Source organism: Dactylosporangium sp. NPDC006015 (genome assembly GCF_040614215.1).
Lineage (GTDB): Bacteria > Actinomycetota > Actinomycetes > Mycobacteriales > Micromonosporaceae > Dactylosporangium > Dactylosporangium maewongense.
Genome location: NZ_JBEXUD010000021.1, coordinates 52,637 through 75,456 on the forward strand (window position 1 = coordinate 52,637; position 22,820 = coordinate 75,456).

Genomic DNA, 22,820 nt, shown 5'->3' on the forward strand with positions numbered 1-22,820 from the left:
GGAGGCGGTGTCGGATCGCGGTGGGGTCGTTCGTAGCAGAGGTGAGTGGCCCCGATCGCGGGGTCGCCGTTCTCGATCACAGGAGATGTTCCGGATGCAGTCCTTGGTTCCCGTGGCCGGCGACACCGCCCGCCGCCTGCACCAGCTCGTGGAGCCGATCCACCTGGTCACGTACTTCGCTGACGAGCCGGACGTCGCCCTCTTCGCGCTCGGGCTCCGCAACACCTGGGACGCCTACTTCGCCGGGCGGGCCGCGCCGCTGGGCCGGGTCCCGGCCGAGGTGGTCGACGCCGTCTTCTACAACTTCGCCGCCGGCGAGGTCGCCCGCCACATCCCGCGCGTCTGGGACATCACGACTCCCGAGGAGGCGGCCGCCGCCCGCCAGCAGGGCAGCGCCGCGGCGCTACGGCGGATCCTCGGCGATCTCGCCGACTCCGACACGGTCGTGCGCGCCGCCGACCTGGCCACCAAGGCAGCGACCAGCGCCCCGACGGAAGGACGGGTCGTGTACGCCGCGCTGCGGACGCTGCCGGTGCCCGAGGAGCCCGTGGCCCGGCTCTGGCACGCGGCCACCCTGCTGCGCGAGCACCGCGGGGACGGTCACAACGCCGCCCTGGTCACCGCCGGCATCGGCGGGACGGAGGCCCACGTGCTGCACGCGCTGTCCGAGGGCATCCCTGCGGAGAAGTACGGCAGGGTCCACCACCTGCCCGCGGACCAGCTGGCCGCGGTTGTGGACGGGATGCGCGTCCGTGGCCTCATCGACGACTCCGGCTCGCTCAGCGAGGCCGGCCGCGAGACGAAGCAGCAGATCGAGGCGGTCACCGACGACCTCGCCTCGGCGGCGTTGGCCATCCTGGAGCCGGGCGAGCGCGACCAGCTCATCGCCGACCTCGAACCCATCGTCGCGGTGCTCGACGCCGCCGGCTCGCGATAGCCGGCGCAGCGCTCACCTGTCGTTGTCGTGCGGGGCGGTCAGACCGTTACGGAGCACCGCGACCAGGCGGCGTGCGTTCTGGGCGTCGGTGGTGAGTGCCGCGCCACTGGCGAGGGCCAGCACGTCGGTGGCGGTGATGTCCGGCCGGAGCGCCGGTTGAGCGCGCCGTACCAGGGCGGTGGCCGTGGTGGTGATGGCGGCGTGCCACTCCTCGAACATCGGTGTGCGGCGGCCGTCCGGGACGTCGGTGGCCGCCAGGGCGAGCGGGCGCTTGGTCGCCACGTGGGCGACGAACGCGTCGAGCCAGGTGAAGAGCGCCTCGACCGGTGCGGGGGCAGCGAGGAGTTGGTTGCCGTGGTCGCACAGCGCCGCGACCTCGTCGGTGTACAGGGCGGCGAGCAGCTCGGCGCGGGTGGGGAAGTGCCGGTACAGCGTCGCGTTGCCGACGCCGGCGCGCCGGGCGACGTCGTCGAGGGCGACCTCGCTGCCGACCTCGGCCACGAGTTCACGTGCGGCGGTGAGCAGGCGTTCTCTGTTGCGTTGCGCGTCGGATCGAGGCCGGCGCTTGCTATCCGGGGACATCCCCGAATATGGTACGGCAAGTAAACGGGGACAGCCCCACTTCAGTGGAGGGGTACACGATGCTGAGCGCCGAGGACCGGTTCGCCATCGAGGACGTCATCAACCTGCACGGGCACCTGACCGACCGCGGCGACTTCGCCGGCATGCCCGACCTGTTCATCGAGGACGTCACGTACGACGTCACCGCCCTCGGCGGCGGCGTGCTCGCCGGGCTGGCCGGCGCGCGGGACGCCGCACTCGCGCTCGGCGAGGCGAACCCCTTGGCCCATCACGTCACGAACATCGTCCTCGACGAAGCGCCGGACGGGACGGTCCAGGCCCTGTCCAAGTACCTCGGCGTCATGACGGACGGGTCCGTCGCGAGCGGAACCTACGAGGACACCCTCAGGCACGGCGACGACGGCTGGAGGATCACGCACCGGGTCGTCCGCCCCCGCCGCGTCCCCCTGCAGCCATGACGATGCCCTCCGGGCGCTGCCGAGGTACGAAGCGCAGATGGAGCCGGTGCGGTCCAACTTCCGCGCTCGTGGCACGTATCGCAGCGCAGCCGGCTTCGGCGAGCCCGAGGAAGTCGTGGCGAGGCTGCTCGCCGTCATCGCATGATCAGCGCGATCCTCATCTGTCGCTGATGCCGTGCGGCAGTGGACAGTCGCAACGAGTGACGGAGCCCTGGCGATCGGGGCGTCGGGGTGGTGTGGCTCAGGTGGCTTCCTGTGGTGTGGGGGCGGGCGTCGAGGTGTCGGGTCGGGTGGTGGTGGCCAGGCCGAGGGCGTAGGCGGTGCAGGCGGTGAGCAGCGCGGGCAGGATCGTCATCGCGTCGGCCACGCGGCCGGACGGGTCACCCATCAGGGACGGGTCGATGCCGAGCGAGGTGACCGGGTAGGCGGCGACCGCCATGCCCATCGAGCCGAACACCGTCAGGCCGTACACGGCGACCGCCAGCTCGCAGGCCAGGAGGCCGCCGAACGCCATCGTGAGCACCGCGCGGCGGCGGTGTCCCCGGCGGGTCAGGGCGGTGGCCACTGTGGACAGTGCGCACGTCGTCAGGCCCCAGGTGCCGACGGCGGCGGTCACGGGCCAGCCGCCGAGATCGGTGACGAGCAGCATCACCGGCAGGGCGCCGAGGGTCAGCCCGGCCGGCGCGAGCGCCGACGTGAACGGCAGCCGCGCGTGCCCGGCCAGCCAGATCGCACCGGCGGCGACCGGCAGGGCCGCTGCGGCCGGCACGAGGCGCGCGGAACCGGCGGTGAGCGATGCGCCGGCGACGGCGGCAACGGCCGCGAACAGCCACGCGCAGAGGGTGTAGAAGACGAGGAAGGCGCCGGCGAAGGCCACGGGGGCGGCGATCAGGCCGGTGGTCGCGTGCACGTAGGGGCGCAGCCGGGCGTACGTGAGTGCCCGCACGCGTTCGGCGAGCGCGCAGCGTGCCACGTCGGCCAGGTCGCGCAGCGGCCGCTGGGAGTGGCTGAGCAGGTCGGCGATCTCCGGGCCGTACCGGTCCCGGAAGTGGCGCGGGTACAGGGCGACAACCAGCCGGACCGCGCGGTTCACGACAGGGCCAACCGGCGCAGGCCGGTGCCGGCGACGGCCCGCATGCGCGACAGCTCCGCCTGCAGCGCGGCCCGGCCGGCGGCGGTGAGCTGGTAGGGCTTGCGGCGCTCGCGCTCCGGCAGGGCCTCGATCAGCGCCAGGTCCTCGAGGCGGCGGATCGCCCCGTACAGCGTGCCGGGGCCGGGGCGGTCGCCGGTGATGGCGGCGATGTCGTCCTGCATCGCATACCCGTGCTTGGGACCTTCGGCGAGGCTGACGAGCACGAGCAACGCCGGTTCTGAGAACCGGCCGAACTCGGTGAGTCCGGACATGCCACCTCCACTACTACGTGGGACGTAGCATCGCAGGACGTAGTAGCGGCCGTCAACTCCACGCCGGCGGGCGGAAGCGCGGGCGCTACGCTGGCCGCCATGACGGTGGCCGGGCTGATGCGACCGTGACCAGCTCCGGGGCGGTCACGGCGGTCAGCGACGCCGTGGTCCCGGCACGGCGGGCAACCGGGTCGGCGCACCGCGTCGCCGTCGCCGCGATCGTGGTCGCGGCGGCGCTGTGCTACTCGGTGCTCGCCCTCAACCGGTTCCGCACGTGGCGCTCGTCCACGTACGACCTGGTGATCTTCGACCAGGCGGTGCGCTCCTACGCCCAGGGGCATCTGCCGGTGGCGATCGTCAAGGGCGTGCACAACGGGTTCGGGCCGCACTTCAGCGTGCTCGGTGACCACGTGTCGCCGCTGCTGGTGCTGCTCGCCCCCCTGTACCTGGTGTACGACGACCCTCGCACGCTGCTGGTGGCGCAGGCCGTGCTGCTGGCCGGCGCGGTCGTGCCGCTGTGGCGGTTCACGCACCGTGAGCTGGGTGTCACGGCCGCCTACGGGGTGGCGGTGGCGTATGCGCTGTCGTGGCCGGTGGCGGGCGCCGTCGGGTTCGACTTCCACGAGGTCGCGTTCGCCCCGCTGCTGTTCGCCGTGCTGTTCGACCAGCTGTCCGCCTACCGGCACGGCTGCGGGCGGCGCCGGCACGTGGCGCTGGCCTGCGCGGCGCTGCTGCTCGTGAAGGAGGACATGGGGCTGGCGCTGGCCGGGGTGGGGGTGTGCCTGCTGCTGCCCCCGCTGCTGCCTCAGCGCGGCCGGCCGCGGCGGCGCGGTGACGTGCTTCTCGGGCTCGGCTGCCTCCTCGGCGGGCCGGCGTACACGGTCCTGGCCACCCAGGTCGTCATCCCCGCGTTCGGCGGCCGGTCCGACTACTACTGGTCGTACGACCACTTCGGGCCGACCGTCCCGGCCGTGCTGTGGCACGTGGTCAGCCAGCCGGGCGATGCGCTGTACACCTTCTTCAACCCGGCGACGAAGACGCACACGATGCTGATGCTGCTGGCGTTCGCCGGACTGACGCCGCTGGTCTCACCGTATCTGGCGGTGACGCTGCCGCTGATCGCCGAGCGGATGCTGTCGGAGTCGCCGGGCTGGTGGGACACCGGGGCGCACTACAACGCCTTCGTGGTGGTCCCGCTGCTGTGCGCGGGTGTCGACGGGGCGGCCCGGATCGCGCGGCACCGGCGGATGCGCCGGTCCGGCACCGTCTGGACGGCCGTGGTGGTCGTCGCCGCGGTACTGGCGCTGCCTGGCTCGGCGTTCGGTCAGCTGGCCCGGCCGTCGCAGTGGCGGTGGACCGACGACATGCGGGCGATGGAGCACGCGGCCGCGCAGGTCCCGGACGGGGCGCTGGTGGAGACCGCCTCCAGTCTCGGCCCGCGCCTGAGCAGCCGCACCCAGGTGCTGCTGTGGGACCGGATCCCCCGCTGGGCCCCGTGGGTGGTCGCCGACGTCGCCCGCCCGCAGTTCCCGTTCTGCGGCCTCGACGACCAGCGCGCGCGGGTCGACCTGCTGCAGGGCAGCGGCTACCGGGTCGTCTTCCGGGAACGTGACTTCGTCGTGCTGCACAACCCGGACGCGGTGCCGCGGCTGACGGCCCCACCCGCACCACCATGCGGCGGATCGTGACCGACGCGGGAGCGGCGCGGCGCGCGGATGCCGTCGCCGTGGGTGCGCTGCTGGCGGCCGTGCCCGTGGTGCACCGGATCGGCCCGGCGCTGGACGCTCCCTACTGGCTGGACGAGTCGTGGGTGGCGCTGGCGGCCAAGGCGCCCCTGGCGGACCTGCCGTGGGTGACGGCGTCGACACCGCTCGGATGGACGCTGCTGGTCTGGTCGGTGCCGGGCGGCGGGCAGCAGCAGCGGCTGATCCCGCTGCTGTTCCTCGCCGGCTCGGTGCTGGCCGGCTACGCCTTCGGGCGCTTCCTCGGCTGGCCGGGCCGCGGCTGGGCCGTCGCCGCCGGGCTGTCCGCGGGCGCCGCGACGCTGCTGATCCCGGCGCAGGTGGTGCGCCACGACCTGAAGCAGTACACGGCCGAAGGTGCGGTCGCGTTGCTGCTGCTGGCGATGACCGCGTGGCTGGAATCGGCCTGGTCCCGGCGCCGCCTGGTCCTTGTCGGGGCGGGCGTGGTGGCCGGGATGCTGTTCAGCCATCCCGCGGCGCTCATCGGCGCGGCGGTGCTCGGCGCGCTCCTGCTCACGTCGGCCGTCGGCGAGCGTCGGGGCCGGCTGCGGGACACCGCCCTGGTCAGCGCCGGGACCGCGGTGGCGGCGTTGCTCGTGTACGTGGTGCTCGACCGGCCGAACCGCAATGACGCGCTGGCCGACTACTGGTCGGGGTTCTTCCCGACGGTCGGCGGGCTTCCGTCCTACCTGGGCAACCGGCTGGCGGAGCTGACGCCGGCGTTGGGCGCTCCGTGGCAGCTGGTGGCCGCCGCGGCGGCGGTGGGCGTGGTGGCGGTCGCGCGGCTGGGCCGGCCGGCGACAGCGCTGGCCCTGCTGCTGGTTCCGGTGATCGCCGTCGCGGCGGCGCTGGCCGGCGTGTACCCGCTGCTGGACCAGCGCACGTCGCACTTCCTGCTGGTCGTCGCGGCGGCCGTGGCCGGGACCGGCCTGGTGCGGACGGCGGCCGACCTGACCGGCCACCTGCCGGCACAGACAAGGGCACGGACAAGGGCACGGACACGGAGCGCGGTGGCGGCGGTCCTGGTCGTCACCGCCGTGTCCGCGTACGCGATGGCGAACAGCCGCGTGCTGCTGCACCCGCCGGCCCCCGGCGACCCAGGCGAGGACGTCCGTGCCCAGGTGGCGTACGTCGCGTCGCACCGCCGGCCCGATGACGTGATCGCCGTGAACATGTCCGGTCAGTTCGGCTTCGCGTACTACTGGTCCGAAGACCCGCCGCTGCTGCGGCGTGGTGGCCCGATGGCCACCGGATGGCACGTCTCGTACGCCGACGGCAGCCGGATCCTCGTCGCGTCCGGACGTGACACGGCCGCGGTCGCCGACCTCGTCGCCACCGCCGAGCGGCTGGCCGGCGCGGGCGGGCGGATCTGGCTCGTGCGCAGCCACGTCAATGCCGACGAACGGGCCGCCTGGCACGCCGCCCTGGCCGGCGGCGTCGTGGACGAGATCGCGGTCGGACCCGAGCCGCTGGCGACGCTGACCGTCCTCCAGACGCCCGGTCACCGGACGGGGCGCTGACGTCCCGGTCGGTTCCCAGTTGGTCCGACTATGCTCTCCGCGGCGGATCGCCGGTCCCGGACATCGGGTGCCGCGGCGGTCCGTGCCGGTCGAGGATGTGGAGTCTGGTTCATCGTGTCGTTTACCGCGGCGACCGTGCCGGGGCAGCCCGCTGCCCCGCCTTCGCGTCGTGCCCCCGCAGTCCGTCGTCTGCTCGACGCCGCGTCGGCGGACAGCGCCCGGGCAGGTCGGCTGCTGCTGTTGCTGGCGGTGGTGCCCGCGGTGACGGTGACGGCATGGCTGCTGGTCGCGGTGCCGCTCGCGGCGACGGGACACTTCCGCCCGGGTGTCGTGGTGCCGGCCGCGGTGGTGCTGGCGATCCCGCTGGTGCGGTGCGCGACACGGTTGCCGCGACGCAGCGGCGCGGGGTCGTTCACCGCGCCGTGGTCGGCGGTCGTCGCGACGTCGGCGATCGCCGTCGGGTTCGCCGGGTTCGCCGCGGTGAGGTCCAGCCAGCAGGCGGTGCTGCACCGTGACGCCGGCACCTACGCCCAGGTCGGGCTCTGGCTGAGCGACCATCCGGGGCTGACCACCCCGGTGCCGGTCGACGCCTTCGGGGCCGCGGCGGCGCAACTGACGTTCGCGCACCCCGGCTTCTACGTGCAGGACGGCATGATCGTGCCGCAGTTCATGACCGGCTGGCCGACGATGCTCGCCGCCGCCCACTGGGTCGCCGGTTGGCAGGGGATGTTCGTGCTGCCGGCGCTGGTCGGTGGCGCGGCCCTGCTCGCCGTCGGCGGGCTGGCCGGGCGCCTGTTCGGGGCGCGGTGGGCGCCGGTGGCCGCGTTGCTGCTGGGCTCGGCGTGGCCGATGCTGCGGGTGAGCCAGACGACGTACTCCGAACCGCTGGCGTGTCTCATGCTCGCCGCCGGGCTGTGCCTGGTCGCCGGTGCCTGGAAAGCCGGCGCGTCGGCGAGGAGCGCCGAGGCGCGCCGGGACGTCGGCTGGTCGATGGCGCTGTCAGGTCTGCTGCTGTCCGCCGGTGAGCTGGTCCGCCTCGACATGGGGGTGGACTTCGCCCTCATGATCCCCGCGATCGGCTGGTGGTGGCTGCGCCAGCGGGGCGGGGTCTGGCCGTTCGCCGGCGGCGCCGTGATCGGCGGCGGCCTGGGATTCATCGACTGCCGGTTCGTGACCTGGCCGTACGTGCTGGTGAACTGGTCGTCGGTCCGGCTCATGATCGTGGTCCTGGTGCTCTCGCCCGTCGTGACCGCCGCGCTGGCGCTGTTCCTGCGCCGCCGGCACCGTGACGTGCGGACCATGCGCTGGTGGCGCTGGGTGCCGCCGGTCGCGGCGGCCGGCACCCTTGTGCTGGGGCTGCTCCTTGCCGCGCGGCCGCTGCTGTACGTCGACCGCTCCATCACCGCGGCCAACACGATCGAGTACGTCGCGTCGCATCAGGAGCAGTTCGGGCTTCCGGTCGACGGCACCCGCAGCTACGCGGAGCAGACGGTGTCCTGGGTCTCGTGGTACACGGGCTGGCCTGTGCTGGTGCTGGCCTGGATCGGCGCCGCCGGGGTCGTGTACGCCGCCACCCGCGGCCGTGGCTGGCGCTTCCTGCCGATCCTGCTGGTGTACGGCGGATCCGGGGTGGCCTCCCTGCTGCGCCCCGCGATCACCCCCGACCATCCGTGGGCGGACCGCCGGCTGGTCGTCGAGGTGCTGCCCGCCGTGGCGCTGTTCGCCACCTGGACCCTTGCCGCGCTGACCCGCTTGGGCGAGACCGGCCGCATCCGGGCGGCCGCGACCGGCGGGTGGCGTGCGGCCGGCCGCCTGCTCGCGCCGACGCCGACGGGTGCGCTCGCCCGGCTGCTCGTGCTGCTGGCGATCACCGCACCGGCGTTGGTGGTCACCGCGCGGCTCGGGCCGAACCGCACCGAGCTGGGCGAGCCGGACGCCGCGGCCGCGGTGTGCCGGGCGCTGCGGCCGACGGATTCGGTCGTCATGATGGACACGCAGTGGTCACCCACGATCCGCAACCAGTGCGGCCTGCCCGTGGCGGCCCTGGAGGACCCGACGGTGGAGCGCATGCAGCAGGTCGTCGCCGGCATCCGCGCGGCCGGCCAGGTGCCGGTGCTGATGTCGTCGTCGACGCTGACGCTGCTGCCCTACGGGCTGCCGCTGGAGCGGATCGTCTACCTGGACACCCACGAGGACCAGCACGTGCTCACGTGGCGCCCGACCGGGACCGACCCGCGGCGGCTGGAGTGCTGGCTGGTCCGCCCCTGACGCGAGGTCGCCGCGTCGCTCACCGTGACCGGCCGGGGTCGCGCCCGGCCACGTAGGCGGCGACGGCCGTCACCCCGGCCAGGACCAGATCACCGGCGGTCAGCAGTCCCCTGGACAGCACCGCGACGGCGGTCGCCTGGCCGGTGCTGAGCTGCGCGCCGAGGATCGCGACCAGCAGCACGTCGCGGACACCGGCCCCGGCGGGCGTGATCACCGCCAGGAACCCCAGGCACCAGGCCAGCGTGAAACCGCCGACCGCCAGCGCCGCGACCCCGCCCGGACTGCCGGTCAGCGGCCAGCTCAGCAGCCACGCGTGCGCGCCCAGCAGCAGCCACGACGCCACCGCCCAGGCCAGCGACACGACGATCGTCCGGCCGGACAGCGGCTGGGGCAGCGGCGGGCGGCGCAGCACCCGCAGCGCCATCCCGATGACGGCGTTGACGACCTTCGGGCGCAGCAGCAGACCGAGGACCGGCACGCCGAGCAGCGCCCACCAGTACCGCTCGGTCACCGCCCCGGCACCCGCCGCGAGCACGACCGCGGCGGTGACCAGGCCGGCACCGAGCGACACCGCCATCGTCAGGATGGCGGCAGTCGCGGTGCGGCTGCGTGGCACCTGGTGGGCGTGGGCGAGCTCCATCTGGGCGACCACCGGCCACATCGACCCGGGCAGATACTTGCCGAGCTGCCCGACGAAGAAGATCCGGGCCGCCGTGGTGACCGGCAACGGCGAACCGAGCCCGCCCAGCAGCGTCCGCCAGACCTGCATCGTCGCCAGGAGGCCGACGGCGACGAGCGCGGCCGCGGCGGCGGTCGCCCCGGCACCGATCTGCGTGACCGCGGCGCCGACGTCGGCGCGCTGCCGCGCCACAGCGACACCGCCGCCGACCACCGCGACACCGAGCAGCGACCACTTGGTCCAGCGGTTGGTCAGTGCTCGCCCGACGAGTGACGCGATGCGCCTCCGCGTGCCGGCCTTCGCGGGTGGCTGCCCGGCTTCGGCTCCGCGATCAGGCACCGGGCGAGCCTACCGTCCTGGCGACGGGCCGCCGCCGGAGTCCCCGCTGACGTGCGCCAAGGCCGCCGCGGGCGATGACCTAGGCTAGGGCGCCATGCGGGTCCTGTTCTTCGGCACGTACGACACGGCGATGCACCCACGCGTCGGTGTGCTCGCCGAAGGGCTCCGCGGTCACGGCGCCGACGTCGTGGAGTGCAACGCCCCGCTCGGTGTCGGCACCGCCGCACGGGTGGCGGCGGTGGCGCAGCCGTGGCGCCTGCCCGGCCTGGTCCTCACGGTGGCCCGGCGCTGGGTCTCGCTGGCGCGGGCGGCCCGCCGCGTCGGTGCCGTCGACGCCGTCGTCGTCGGGTATCTCGGGCTGCTGGACGTCCACCTGGCGCGGCTGCTGTTCCGGCGGGTGCCGATCGTGCTGGACCACATGACCGGCGCCGGGGACACCGCCGCGGACCGCCGTCTCGGGGGCCGGCTGCGCCGCCGCCTGCTCGCCGCCGTCGACCGGGCCGCGCTCCGCCGCGCCGACCTCATCGTCGTCGACACCGACGAACACCGCGATGCGCTCCCGGCCCGGCACCACGCCCGGAGCGTCGCGGTCGCCGTCGGCGCGCCGTCGGCCTGGTTCACGGCCGGCCGGGAGCAGGCCACGGACGCCGGTGCGCGGCAGGCGCCGGCCGCACCGGCGCTGCGGGTGGTGTTCTTCGGCCTCTACACGCCGCTGCAGGGCGCCACGGTCATCGGCGAAGCGGCGCGCCTGCTGGCGGGGGAGGGCGTCACCTTCACCATGGTCGGGCAGGGGCAGGACGAGGCGGCGACCCGGCACGCCGCCGAGGGCGCCGACGTCGCCTGGCTGCCCTGGGTGCCGGCCGGCGACCTTCCCGCGCTCGTCGCCGGGCACGACGTGTGCCTCGGCATCTTCGGCACCAGCGACAAGGCGATGCGGGTGGTGCCCAACAAGGTGTTCCAGGGTGCGGCCGCCGGCTGCGCCGTGGTCACGTCCGACTCCCCGCCGCAGCGGCGCGCCCTCGGCGACGCGGCGCTGCTCGTCCCGGCCGGTGACCCGCACGCGCTGGCCACGACACTGCGGCGGCTCGCCACGGACCGGTCCGAGACGGCCCGGCTGCGGCAGGCCGCCCGCCGTCTCGCCGAGGCCCGGTTCACCCCCGAACACGTCGTGACGCCCCTGTGGGAGCGTCTCGGTGACTCCGGCGCCGGCGAGCCCGCCGGCGCCGGACGGCTCGCGTCCCGGGGGCGTCGATGAGCGATCCGAGTGTGCGGTCCGGGCCACCGCGGGCGCCGATGTCGGCCTGGCGGATGGACGCCGTCGCGCCGCTGTCGCCGAACGGCTGGCTCCGCCACGACGCCGTCATGCACCTGTTCCCGTCCTCCGGCGCGACGGACGTGCTGGAGATCGGGTGCGGGCAGGGTGGCTTCGGCGCCAGGCTCGCCCAGCGGCACCGGTACCTCGGCATCGAACCCGACCACGCGTCGTTCACGGTGGCGGAGCAGCGGCTGCGCCACGCCGGCGGGGGAGAGGTCCGCAACGCCCGCCTCGAGCTGCTGGAGTCCGGCCAGTTCGACGTCGTGTGCGCGTTCGAGGTGCTCGAGCACCTCGACGACGACACTGCGGCGCTGGCCGCCTGGGTCGAGCGGGTGCGGCCCGGCGGCCTGCTGCTGCTGTCCGTGCCCGCGTATCAGCGCCGGTACGCCGCCGCGGACGAGCTCGTCGGCCACTTCCGCCGGTACGACCCCGGACCACTGCACAACCTGCTGACCGCCGCCGGACTCGTCGACGTCCGGATCCGTCACTACGGGATGCCGCTGGGTTACGTGCTGGAAGGCGGCCGGAACGTGATCGCCCGCAGACGGCTCCGGGCGGCCGGCTCGACGTCACCGCAGCAGCGCAGCGCCGGATCCGGGCGGCTCCTGCAGCCCTCGTCCGGCCTGCGCGGCGCGTTGAACCGGTGCGGCTCCGCACCCTTCCGCCTGCTGCAACGGGCCTTCCCGAAGACCGGGCCGGGCCTGGTCGCCGCGGCCCGCCGGCCGGCGGGACCGTAGACCGTCACCGGCGTGCGGCCGCCCGGGCAAGGGCGGGGCGAGTGATACACCTCACCGAGGCCGCCCTGGTTCGCGACCGGCACCGGAGCGGCCTACTGTGACGGTCACCCCCTGTGCCGTAGCCCCGGCGCGAGCACCCGAACGCAAAACGGCACGCTGTGCCGGCACCACCGTCCACGAGTGAGGCAGCAGTGACGTTGACAGAACAGGTCCCGATCGCGGGCGGCGGGAGCGTGCCGGCCCGTTCCAGCAGCAGCCTCGACGTCACGGTCGTGCTGCCGTGCTACAACGAGCAGGCGCACGTGCGCCAGGAGATCGAACGGATCTGCGCCGCGCTCGACGAGTCCGGCTACACCTACGAGCTGCTGGCGATCGACGACGCGTCGACCGACGCCACCCTCGAGGTGCTCCGGGAGGCCGAACCGTCGTTCCCGCACCTCAAGGTCGTCGCGCTGCACCGCAACGGCGGATCCGGCACCGTCCGCCGGCTCGGGTCCCGGATGGCCGCGGGCGCCATCGTGGTCTGGACCGACGCGGACCTCACCTACCCCAACACCCGGATTCCCGAGCTCGTCCGCCTGCTGCACGACGACCCGAGCATCGACCAGGTCGTCGGCGCGCGCACGACCGAGGAGGGCAGCCACAAGCTGCTGCGGGTCCCGGCGAAGTGGGTCATCCGCAAGATCGCCGAGTGGCTCACCAGCCAGTCGATCCCTGACCTCAACTCCGGGATGCGGGCCTTCCGCCGCGAGGTCGCGCAGCCCTACCTGCGGCTGCTGCCCCCGGGGTTCTCCTGCGTCACCACCATCACGCTGGCGTTCCTGTCCAACCAGCATCACATCCTCTACGTGCCGATCGAATACGCGAAGCGCGCGGGCACGTCGAAGTTCCGGTTCATCGCCGACGCCTACCGGTACATCCTCCAGGTCCTGCGGATGGTGATGTACTTCGATCCGCTCAAGGCCCTCATGCCGCTCGCGCTGTGGCTCGTCATGATCGGCGTCGTCAAGAGCATCTTCGATCTCGCGGTCCACCCGATCAGGCTCGCGAACAACACCGTCATGATCTTCCTGACCGGTCTGATCATCGGGTCGCTCGCCCTGCTCGCCGACCTCATCGTGCGGTCCCGGCCCGAGCCGTAGGCGGACCGCCCACCCGGTAGTGCCAGATGGCTGAGTGCCAGGTGCCCGCGGTGAGTGCCGACAAGCCGACACAGTGTCTATGGTGCTTGTCCGGGATCATGGGATTCTCTATGGTCTGGCCGCGGTGTGAACGGTGCATGCGGAGTTAGGAGCGCCCGTCATGGGTTTGGTGGAGAAGCTACGAGGCGAGTTCATCGACATCATCGAGTGGCTCGATGACAGTCGTGACACGATCGTCTGGCGCTTTCCGAGGTACCAGAACGAGATCAAGATGGGCGCCAAGCTGATCGTGCGCGAGTCGCAGACGGCCGTGTTCGTCAACGAGGGCCAGGTCGCCGACGTCTTCACTCCCGGCACGTACACGCTGCAGACGCAGAACATGCCGATCCTGACCACGCTCAAGGGCTGGAAGTACGGGTTCGACTCGCCGTGGAAGGCCGAGGTCTACTTCGTCAACACGCGGCAGTTCACCGACTTCAAGTGGGGCACGCAGAACCCGGTGATGATGCGCGACGCCGAGTTCGGGATGGTCCGGCTGCGGGCGTTCGGCGCGTACTCGCTGCGGGTCGTCGACGCGGCGAAGCTGCTGCGGGAGCTGGTCGGCACCGACCCGCAGTTCCGCACCGAGGAGGTGCAGGAGTTCCTGCGCCAGCTCATCGTCGGCCACCTCGGCAGCGCCCTCGCGGCGGCGCAGGTGCCGGCGCTCGACCTGGCCGCGCAGCAGCTGGTCATCGGGCAGAAGCTCGCCGGGGTGCTGACCGAGGAGCTGACCGGGTACGGCGTGCAGATCCCGAAGTTCATCATCGAGAACATCTCCCTGCCGCCGGAGGTCGAGGAGGCCATCGACAAGCGCACCTCCATGGGCGTGGTCGGCAACCTGAACGCCTACACGACGTTCCAGGCCGCCAACGCCATGGAGGACGCCGCCAACAACCCGGGCGGCGGCGCCGGCGAGGGCTTCGGCCTGGGCCTGGGCATGGCCGCCGGGCAGCGGATGGCGAACGCGCTCAACCAGCCGGTGTCGTCCCCTCCACCGCCGGCCGGCCCGCCGCCACTGCCGCAGCAGGACCAGTGGTTCGCCGGCGTCAACGGCCAGCAGGCGGGGCCGTTCGACCTCGACGCGCTCGGCGCGCAGGTCCGGTCGGGCACCGTCAGCCGCACCACGCTGGTCTGGAAGAACGGCATGGCGCAGTGGACCCCCGCCGGTCAGGTCGCCGAGCTCGGTGCGCTCTTCGCCGCCGTCCCGCCGCCGCTGCCGCCGCAGGGCTGAGCCGTGATCACACAGACGCAGTACCCGTGCGCCGGGTGCGGCGCCAACGTCGAGTTCGCGCCCGGCACCACCGCGCTGCGGTGCCCGTACTGCGGGCACGAGACCCAGATCGCCCCAGCCACCCGCCAGATCGCCGAGCACGACTGGAACCAGTTCGCCGGCCTGCCCCGCAAGCCGATCGCGCTGCTGGCCAAGCACGTCTTCAAGTGCCAGAACTGCGGCGCGGCGACCGAGTCCGACGCGATCTCCGACCGCTGCCGGTTCTGCGGCGCGGCCGTCGTCGCCGAGGTCAACCCCGGCGACCAGGTCGTGCCCGAGGCGGTCCTGCCGTTCACCCTCACCAAGCAGCAGCTGCGTGAGCAGCTGCGCACGTGGGCGGCGTCGCGCTGGTTCGCACCCAACGGGCTGAAGAAGGTCTCCGAGGCCGAGTCCGCGAAGAGCACCTACCTGCCGCACTGGACCTACGACACCCGGACCGTCTCGCACTACCAGGGCCAGCGCGGCGAGCACTACTGGGTGACGGAGACCTACACCGAGAACGGCGAGACGAAGACCCGCCAGGTGCGCAAGACCCGGTGGCACCACGCGAGCGGCACCGTCGGGCGCGCCTTCGACGACGTGCTCGTGACCGGCACGACCAAGGTCACCCAGGAGCACCTCGACGCCCTGGAGCCGTGGCCGCTGCCCGACGCCCAGCCCTTCCACGCCCAGTACCTGGCGGGCCACGAGACGCTCCGCTACGACGTCGAACCCGAAACCGGCCTGGAACAGGCGAAGCGCAAGATCGCCCCGGCCATCGAGCAGGACTGCCGCCACGACATCGGCGGCGACGAGCAGCGCGTCGACCACGTCGACACCGAGTACCACGACCTGACCTTCAAGCTGATGCTCCTGCCGGTCTGGCTGGCCTGCTACATCTACGCCGGCAAGACCTACAACATCCAGGTCAACGGCCGCACGGGCGAGGTAGCCGGCGAACGCCCCTACAGCACCGCAAAGATCGCCGCCGCCATCACCGCCGCGGTCCTGCTCATCGCCGCCATCGTCGCGTTCTTCGTCCTACGCCGATAGCGCGATCCCGCCGTCCCGAAAGCGTGAGGGTTTCCACAGGTCACAAGCCTGCGGAAGCCCTCATTTTCGTGCCTGAGCAGTACGAGCTCGGCGGAGCCGTGGCGCGTACACAAGGCGAGACCTTGACTTCGGTGGATGTGAGCCCCTAGATTTCGCCCTGCCCGGGTATTGATCCCGGTGCGACTGCATGGGCCTGACGGGGAGGCTTCACATGTTCAGTGATGGGTGCGCGCTGCGCTCGAGACAGCGGCCGACATTGAGTCCGCGGATGCTCTGTATGCCGGCGTAGACCGGCCGGATTCCTCTTCTTCATCTGCCGTCGTTCGACTTTCGCCCAGCCGCCGTCACTTGTGGACGGTGGCCGCTCACCCATTGCTGCGGAGGAACCGTGTCCTTCAGCCCTGCCCTGCCATTGCTGCCACGCCGGTCTCGACGTCTGTTCGGGCGCGTGACGCGTGTCGTCGCCGCGTCTGCGATCCTGTCGCTGGCCGCCACCAACCTTGTCGTGCCGCCGGTGCAGGCGGCGCCGAAGGTGACGAAGCCTGAGGCGGCGCAGCGCTACAAGGATGTGCCTGGTGGCACGGTGGCGGTGAAGGAGCCGCAGCCGGGGACGGCATCGGCGGCGGCGCGTCGCGCGTCGGTCGGCTCGGTGCAGTGGCCGGCCGCTGCGACCGCGGACGTGAACATCGCCGCGGCGCGGTCGCAGCTGCGGGCCTCTGGCAGCGCGTCGCCGGCGGAGACGTCGGTGTCGGTGCCTGGTGCGCCGTTGCGGGTGGTGGCCGGCGCGAAGGGTCCGGAGCGGGTCCGGGTGCAGACGCTGTCGCAGGACGAGGTCCACGCGGCGGGTGTGCAGGGTGTGATGTTCCGGGTCGCGCGGACCGACAACGCCGCCGCCACGGGTGCGGTGAAGCTGGAGACGAGCTACGCGGCGTTCGAGTCGGCGTTCGGTGCGGACTGGGGGAGCCGGCTGCGGCTCCTGGTCGTCCCGGAGTGCCACCAGACCACCCCGGATGACGCGGCGTGCCGGCCGGTGCCGGTGAAGTCCGACAACAACGTGAAGACGAAGACGGTGTCCGGTGAGGTGACGCTGCCGGCGGCCGTCACGACCGCGGCCGCATCGAAGCTGACCTCGGGCAGTGTCACGGTGGCCCTGGCGGCGGGGCCGTCAGGCGGTGCTGGTGACTTCGGTGCCACGACCCTCGCGCCGTCCTCGACGTGGTCGCACGGTGGTTCGGCCGGCGGGTTCTCCTGGTCCTACCCGATGCGCGTCCCGCCGGCGGTCGGTGGACCCGCCCCGACGGTGGGGTTGAGTTACTCGTCGCAGTCGGTGGATGGCCGGCAGGCGGCGTCGAACAACCAGCCGGGCTGGATCGGTGAGGGGTTCTCGTACGACACGGGCTTCATCGAGCGCCGGTACGTGGGCTGCGCGGACGACAAGACCAACGGGAACAACACCGAGGACACCGGTGACCTGTGCTGGGCCACGGACAATGCGGTGATGTCGCTCAACGGCGGCGGTGGCGAGCTGCTCAAGGACGCCAACGGTCTGTGGCATCCGGTGCAGGATGACGGGTCGCGGATCGAGAAGGTGGTCGGCGGGGCCAACACCAACGGTGACGACAACGGTGAGTACTGGAAGGTCACCGCGTCCGACGGCACGAAGTACTTCTTCGGGCGGAGCCGGTTGCAGGGTTGGACAGCCGGGAAGCTGGAGACCAACTCGGTCCAGACCGTTCCGGTCGCCGGTAACCAGACGGGCGAGCCGTGCAAGGCTGCGACGTTCGCGGCGTCGTTCTGCACCCAGGCGTACCGGTGGAACCTCGACTACATCGAGGACGTGTACGGGAACACGGCGTCGCTGTGGTACGCGCGGGACACGAACTACTACGCGAAGAACAAGCAGGAGAACTCGCCGGTCGTTTATCACCGTGACGCGTACCCGGTGCGGATCGACTACGGCACCGACAACCGCACCGTCGTGAACGGTGTGCGGACGGACTCGGCGTACACGGGGACGGCCGCGCCGGCGCAGGTGCACTTCGGTGTGTCGGATCGGTGCGTGACGGCGAACTGTGGGACGAAGGACAAGACGAACTGGCCGGACACGCCGTGGGACCAGAACTGCGCGTCGAGCGGGACGTGCTGGCAGTCGGGGCCGTCGTTCTGGAGCAGCAAGCGGCTCACCAGCGTCACCACGAAGGTGCGGAAGGGGTCCGGCTACCAGGACGTAGACCAGTGGATCCTGCGGCAGTCGTTCCCCGACCCGGGCGACGGCACCCGCGCCGGTCTGTGGCTGGAAGGCATCACCCACAAGGGCCTCAACGGCACCGCGGTGACGCTTCCCGAGGTGACGTTCGAGGGCATCCAGCTGCCCAACCGGGTCGACGCGGTGTGGTCGGACTTCGCGCCCGCGATGAACTGGTGGCGCATCACGTCCATCCGGACCGAGGCGGGTGCGGAGATCGCTGTTGATTACAGCGACCCCGACTGTGTGAACCCGGGACGGCTGCCGAACGTGAACGCGCTGGACAGCAACACGTTGCGGTGTTATCCGGTGAAGTGGGTGCCGCAGGGGTACACGCAGCCCAGGACGGACTACTTCCACACGTACGTGGTCGACTCGGTGCAGCAGATCGACCTGACCGCCGGTGGCAGTGCGACGAAGACGTTCTACGAGTACGAGAACCCGCAGAATCTCCCGTTGTGGCACTGGGACGGCGAGGACGGCCTGGTCCAGGCGAAGTACAAGTCGTGGGGGCAGTGGCGCGGCTACCCGTACGTGAAGACGAAGTTCGGTGAAGGCGCGAAGCAGCAGGTGATGAAGACCCTGTACTTCCGCGGCATGCACGGCGACAAGACGGCATCCGGCACCCGCACGGTGAACGTGGAAGGCCTCGAGGGTGGTCCGTTTCCGGACTACGAGCAGTTCGCCGGGTCGCCTCGGGAGCAGCTCGTCTATCTGGACGGTGCGGTCAACGCCGGCACGGTGACGACGCCGTGGCGGTCGACGACGGCCGCCGCGAGCCGGACGATCAACAACGTCGTCACCGAGTCCCGGTACGCGGGCACCGAGAAGACCGCGACCCGGGCCTCGATCAGCAACAACCAGTGGCGCCGGTTCGAGACGGTGACCGAGAACGATCAGCGGGGTGTGCCGCTCAAGGTGAAGGACCTCGGCAACCCCGCCGACACCACCGACGACAAGTGCACGCTGCAGGAGTACCTGCCGAACACCGACCCGAACGTGTGGCTTCTGCACTCGGTGAAGCGGGTGCGGTCCTGGGCCGGTGACTGCTCGGCGAGTGCGCCGTCCGCGGCGGATCAGGTCATCTCCGACATGCGGTTCACGTATGACGACCTGGCGTACGGCGCGACGCCGACGACGGGTCTGGTCACGAAGATCGAGCGGATGAGCGCCTGGAACGGCGGCAACGTCCAGTTCCAGACCGTCGGCACGTACAAGCACGACGTGCACGGCCGCACGACCGAGTCGACCGACATCGCCGGACGGCTGTCGAAGACCGACTACTCGCCGGCGACGGGTGGTCCGCTGGTCGGGATGACGACGAAGAACCCGAAGCTGTGGGAGACCACGGTCACCATCGACCCCGCCCACGGCGAGGTGCTCACCGAGTCCGACATCAACACCCGGATCACCTCGGCGCAGTACGACGGGCTCGGGCGTCGCACGAAGGTGTGGTACGCCGACCGGGCGCAGGCCAGCAACCTGAACACGCCCAGCGTCGAATACCGGTACACCATCAGCAAAACCTCGGTGAACGCCGTCGAGACCCGCGCCCAGGACGCGAACGGCAACTACCAGTCGCTGTTCGACCTGTACGACGGGCTGCTGCGGCCCCGGCAGAAGCAGACCCAGGCGGTCGGTGGGGGCAGGATCATCGCCGACACCAACTTCTACGACTCGTTCGGCCGGGTGTGGAAGACCAACCAGGCCTACGACACCACCGGCACGGCCGGCACGACCCTGCACCAGCCGGCGGATCTCGACGTGCCGGCGCAGACCCGGGTCTCGTTCGACACGCTGGGCCGCACGACGGAGACCGCGCTGTACTCCGAGAACGTGCGCAAGTGGGGCACGCTCGTGAACTACTACGGCGACTACACGACGGTCACGCCGCCGCTGGGTGGGACCGCGGGTGCGACGTTCACCGACAACCGTGGGCAGACGACGAAGCTGCGTCAGTACCACGGTGGCACGCCGACCGGCACGTACGACGAGCTCAGCTACGGGTACGGCAAGACCGGCCAGCTGGAGAAGGTCACCGACGCGTCCGGCAACGTGTGGTCCTACGAGTACGACGACCTCGGCCGGCTGAAGAAGTCCGTGGATCCGGACAAGGGCGCGGTCGAGCTGACGTACAACGCCTGGGACGAGGTGGAGACCAGCAAGGACGCCGAGAACCGGATCCTGGCCTTCACCTACGACGACCTCGGCCGGCCGGAGACGACCCGCGACGGCAGCATCACCGGAGCGCTGCGGACGAAGACGGTCTACGACCTGCCCGCGAAGGGTCTGACGAAGTCGGTGTCCCGGTTCGTCGGCACCAGCGAGTACAAGACCGAACTCATCACCGCGGACACGTTGTACCGGCCGACCCAGACCCGGGTGACCATCCCGACCTCCGAGGGTCTGCTGGGCACGTCGTACTCGGTGCGCATGACGTACAAGGTCGACGGCAGCCCGAACACGGTCGTGCTGCCGACCACGGGCAACCTCGCCGGTGAGACGCTGACGTACGAGTACGACAGCACCTCTGCGCTGCCGAAGGCGCTGAGCACGAACTACGGCGACGTGACCCACTACGTCACCGACGCCACCTACACGGAGTTCGGCGAGTCGAGCTCGGTGATCCGGTCCACGGCGCTGACCGGTGCACCCTTCGTGCAGAGCAAGTCCGAGTACGACGACGTCACGCACCGGATCAAACGGCAGGCGGTCCTCAAGTCGGTCGGCTCCGCGTACGTCGCGGACGCGGAGTACAAGTACGACCCCGCCGGCAACCTGATCAAGATCGACGACAACCCGCTCAACGGGCAGCGGGACACGCAGTGCTTCGAGTACGACCACGTGCGCCGGCTCAAGCAGGCGTGGACCCCGCAGAGCGGTGACTGCTCCACCGCGCCCGCGTCCACGACGATGGGCGGTCCGGCACCGTACTGGCAGGAGTGGGACTTCGGTGCCGCCACCGACCCCAAGGGGCGGACGGGTTCGCGGCTGAAGGAGATCGACCACCTCACCCCGACCGGACTGCAGACGACCGACTACACGTACCCGAACCAGGGCGTCGCCGGCACCCAGCCGCACCTGTTGAAGGGCTCCACGCTCAAGAACTCCACCGGGCAGGTCCTCAAGACCTCGACCTTCGAGTACGACAAGACGGGCAACACCGTCTCCCGGCCGGGGCCGAACGGTCAGCAGGACCTGCAGTGGGACGCCGAGGGGCACCTCACCTCGGTGACCGACCCGACCGGCACCACCTCGTACGTCTACGACGGGACCGGCAACCGGCTGCTGGCGAAGGACGGCACCGGCGCCACCCTGTACCTGGGCGGGATGGAGATCCGGCTCACCGGCGCTTTCCTGTCGGCCACCCGCTACTACATGTTCAACGGTCAGGTCGTGGGGCAGCGGACCGGCGGCGGGATCGCCTGGCTCTGCGGTGACCAGCAGGGCACCGGCACCGTCGCGATCAGCGCCGACGCCGCGCAGACCGTGACCCGCCGCCGCCAGACGCCGTACGGCGAAGCCCGTGGCGCCGCGGTGACGTGGCCGAACAAGAAGGGATTCGTCGGCGGTGACACCGATCCGACCGGCCTGGTGCATCTCGGCGCCCGCGAGTACGACCCGAACACCGGGCGGTTCATCTCCGTCGACCCGATCGTCGACTTCAACGACCCGCAACAGCTGCACGGCTACTCGTACTCGAACAACAACCCGACCACGTGGTCGGACCCGAGCGGCCTGAAGTCCGACGCCGGCGACTTCCTCCGCGGCCTGCTCAAGGGCATGTGGAACGCCATCAACATCCTCGCCATGTACCGCGGCCTCAAGAAGATGTTCCAGGACCCCAAGGGCGCCTGGAAGGCCATGGAGGGCGACGCGAAGAAGTGGGAGGAGAAGACCGGCAACTGGCTCATGGGCTGGGCCTGCGCACTCAGTGGGATCTGCGACCAGATCGCCTCGTGCATCGGCGGTGACGCCAGCGCTTACGAGTGCGGCGTGACCATCGGCGAGCTCGTGGTCGAGATGGCGATGTCCGCCCTGACCGGCGGCGCGGGCGGCGTGTCCGCCAAGGCTGCCGGCCTCGCCAAACGGTTGGCCGAGAAGTTCCACGTCAAGATCCCCGGCATCGACACCGGACCCTCACACCACGACCGTCACGACGGCAACGGCGGCAGCAACGGCTCGCCACCCGACAACGACTCCGGCGTTCCAGGGTCCGACAAGAACACCGACAAGCCCAAGCGTGACGGGGACGGCACCGACGACTCGAAGGACCCGGAGAAGCCGGGCAAGACCGACGATGACTCGGGCGATTCGTGCAAGCACAGCTTCGACCCGGACACCAAGGTGCTCATGGCGGGCGGCACCGTCAAGGCCATCAAGGACGTCCGGATCGGCGACGAGGTCCTGGCGACCGACCCGGAGACCGGCGAAACCCGCGCCGAGGCCGTCGAGGTCACCCACCTCAACCTCGACAAGGAGTTCGCCACCCTCGATGTGGTGGACGGAGCGGGTGTCAAGGCCACCCTGGAGACGACCGCCAACCACCCGTTCTGGAACGAGTCGCTCGACCAGTGGCAGCGCGCGGGCGACCTGGCGTCGGGCGACCAGCTGGTCGCGCCGAACGGCTCCACGACCGTCGTCATCGGCTCCGTTGTGTGGACCGGCGCGAAGTACATGCACGACCTCACCGTCGCGCAGCTCCACACGTACTACGTGCTCGCCGGCAGCAAGCCGGTCCTCGTGCACAACTGCGGGGACGACGAGGATGAAGGCGCCGGCGACGGCGAGCCCGAGGAGTACCAGCCGCGGCACGCCTCGGACGAGGAGGCCGAACCGAACGACCACGTCGGCAAGCACCGCAAGTGGGAGATCGACAACGGCGTCCGGAGCCACCGCCCGCTCAACTGGTTCGACCGCTCGCTGGCCCACCGCAACGGCGTGAACACCGGCTACCAGGCGCAGAGCAACTTCACCGACCGGTTCGGCGCGTCGATCGGCCTGATCAAGGAGCCCTTCAGCGGGTACGTCCTGTGGGGCGGCCGGGGAGTCATGTTCGCGTATGGTTACGTGAAGGGCTATCGAGCGATCCGGCACCCGAAATAGCTGGG

15 protein-coding genes are annotated in these 22,820 nt (G+C 71.5%); 11 read left to right on the top strand and 4 right to left on the bottom strand.

Features of this window, described 5'->3' with window-relative positions:
* Positions 1-94: 94 nt before the first annotated feature.
* On the top strand, positions 95-937 hold the full coding sequence (locus ABZ321_RS32085) for a MarR family transcriptional regulator (RefSeq protein WP_354898230.1): 843 nt from the start codon (positions 95-97) through the stop codon (positions 935-937).
* A 12-nt stretch (positions 938-949) separates the two neighbouring features.
* Here the strand turns inward: ABZ321_RS32085 and ABZ321_RS32090 are convergent, their stop codons facing one another.
* On the bottom strand, positions 950-1,519 hold the full coding sequence (locus ABZ321_RS32090; RefSeq protein WP_354898233.1) for a helix-turn-helix domain-containing protein: 570 nt from the start codon (positions 1,517-1,519) through the stop codon (positions 950-952).
* 59 nt (positions 1,520-1,578) lie between these two features.
* Here ABZ321_RS32090 and ABZ321_RS32095 point away from each other — a divergent pair, with 59 nt between their 5' ends.
* Positions 1,579-1,977 (top strand): nuclear transport factor 2 family protein, encoded by a 399-nt coding sequence (locus ABZ321_RS32095; protein WP_354898236.1) that lies wholly within the window; start codon positions 1,579-1,581, stop codon positions 1,975-1,977.
* Positions 1,978-2,218: 241 nt separating this feature from the next.
* On the opposite strand, the gene ABZ321_RS32100 is transcribed toward ABZ321_RS32095, so the two are convergent.
* Positions 2,219-3,070, bottom strand: coding sequence for a hypothetical protein (locus ABZ321_RS32100; protein WP_354898239.1), 852 nt, complete (start codon positions 3,068-3,070; stop codon positions 2,219-2,221).
* A complete protein-coding gene (locus ABZ321_RS32105) occupies positions 3,067-3,381 on the bottom strand; it encodes a PadR family transcriptional regulator (protein WP_344500596.1) in 315 nt (104 codons plus the stop codon). The genes ABZ321_RS32100 and ABZ321_RS32105 overlap by 4 nt, the downstream gene beginning before the upstream one ends.
* 125 nt (positions 3,382-3,506) lie before the next feature.
* On the opposite strand from ABZ321_RS32105, the gene ABZ321_RS32110 reads away from it, so the two are divergent.
* The 3 genes from ABZ321_RS32110 to ABZ321_RS32120 all read left to right on the top strand — a co-directional run bounded on the left by ABZ321_RS32110 (position 3,507) and on the right by ABZ321_RS32120 (position 8,911).
* A complete protein-coding gene (locus ABZ321_RS32110; RefSeq protein WP_354898242.1) occupies positions 3,507-5,069 on the top strand; it encodes a DUF2079 domain-containing protein in 1,563 nt (520 codons plus the stop codon).
* Complete coding sequence (locus tag ABZ321_RS32115) at positions 5,066-6,643, top strand: hypothetical protein (protein ID WP_354898245.1); 1,578 nt, start codon at positions 5,066-5,068, stop codon at positions 6,641-6,643. The genes ABZ321_RS32110 and ABZ321_RS32115 overlap by 4 nt, the downstream gene beginning before the upstream one ends.
* A gap of 114 nt (positions 6,644-6,757) precedes the next feature.
* Complete coding sequence (locus ABZ321_RS32120) at positions 6,758-8,911, top strand: hypothetical protein (protein ID WP_354898247.1); 2,154 nt, start codon at positions 6,758-6,760, stop codon at positions 8,909-8,911.
* A 19-nt stretch (positions 8,912-8,930) separates the two neighbouring features.
* Here ABZ321_RS32120 and ABZ321_RS32125 read toward each other — a convergent pair whose 3' ends face one another.
* Entirely contained in the window at positions 8,931-9,929 is a 999-nt protein-coding gene (locus ABZ321_RS32125; RefSeq protein WP_344500604.1) for a lysylphosphatidylglycerol synthase domain-containing protein, read from the bottom strand.
* Positions 9,930-10,023: 94 nt separating this feature from the next.
* Here ABZ321_RS32125 and ABZ321_RS32130 point away from each other — a divergent pair, with 94 nt between their 5' ends.
* The 6 genes from ABZ321_RS32130 to ABZ321_RS32155 all read left to right on the top strand — a co-directional run bounded on the left by ABZ321_RS32130 (position 10,024) and on the right by ABZ321_RS32155 (position 22,815).
* Positions 10,024-11,184: a glycosyltransferase gene (locus ABZ321_RS32130; protein ID WP_354898250.1), complete on the top strand. Its 1,161-nt coding sequence runs from the start codon at positions 10,024-10,026 to the stop codon at positions 11,182-11,184.
* Positions 11,181-11,981 (top strand): class I SAM-dependent methyltransferase, encoded by an 801-nt coding sequence (locus tag ABZ321_RS32135; protein WP_354898253.1) that lies wholly within the window; start codon positions 11,181-11,183, stop codon positions 11,979-11,981. The genes ABZ321_RS32130 and ABZ321_RS32135 overlap by 4 nt, the downstream gene beginning before the upstream one ends.
* A 191-nt stretch (positions 11,982-12,172) precedes the next feature.
* Positions 12,173-13,123: a glycosyltransferase family 2 protein gene (locus tag ABZ321_RS32140; protein WP_344500610.1), complete on the top strand. Its 951-nt coding sequence runs from the start codon at positions 12,173-12,175 to the stop codon at positions 13,121-13,123.
* A 160-nt stretch (positions 13,124-13,283) separates the two neighbouring features.
* On the top strand, positions 13,284-14,393 hold the full coding sequence (locus ABZ321_RS32145; RefSeq protein WP_344500612.1) for an SPFH domain-containing protein: 1,110 nt from the start codon (positions 13,284-13,286) through the stop codon (positions 14,391-14,393).
* Positions 14,394-14,396: 3 nt separating this feature from the next.
* Positions 14,397-15,464 (top strand): hypothetical protein, encoded by a 1,068-nt coding sequence (locus ABZ321_RS32150; RefSeq protein ID WP_354898258.1) that lies wholly within the window; start codon positions 14,397-14,399, stop codon positions 15,462-15,464.
* Positions 15,465-15,912: 448 nt separating this feature from the next.
* A complete protein-coding gene (locus ABZ321_RS32155) occupies positions 15,913-22,815 on the top strand; it encodes a polymorphic toxin-type HINT domain-containing protein (protein ID WP_354898261.1) in 6,903 nt (2,300 codons plus the stop codon).
* Positions 22,816-22,820: the final 5 nt, after the last annotated feature.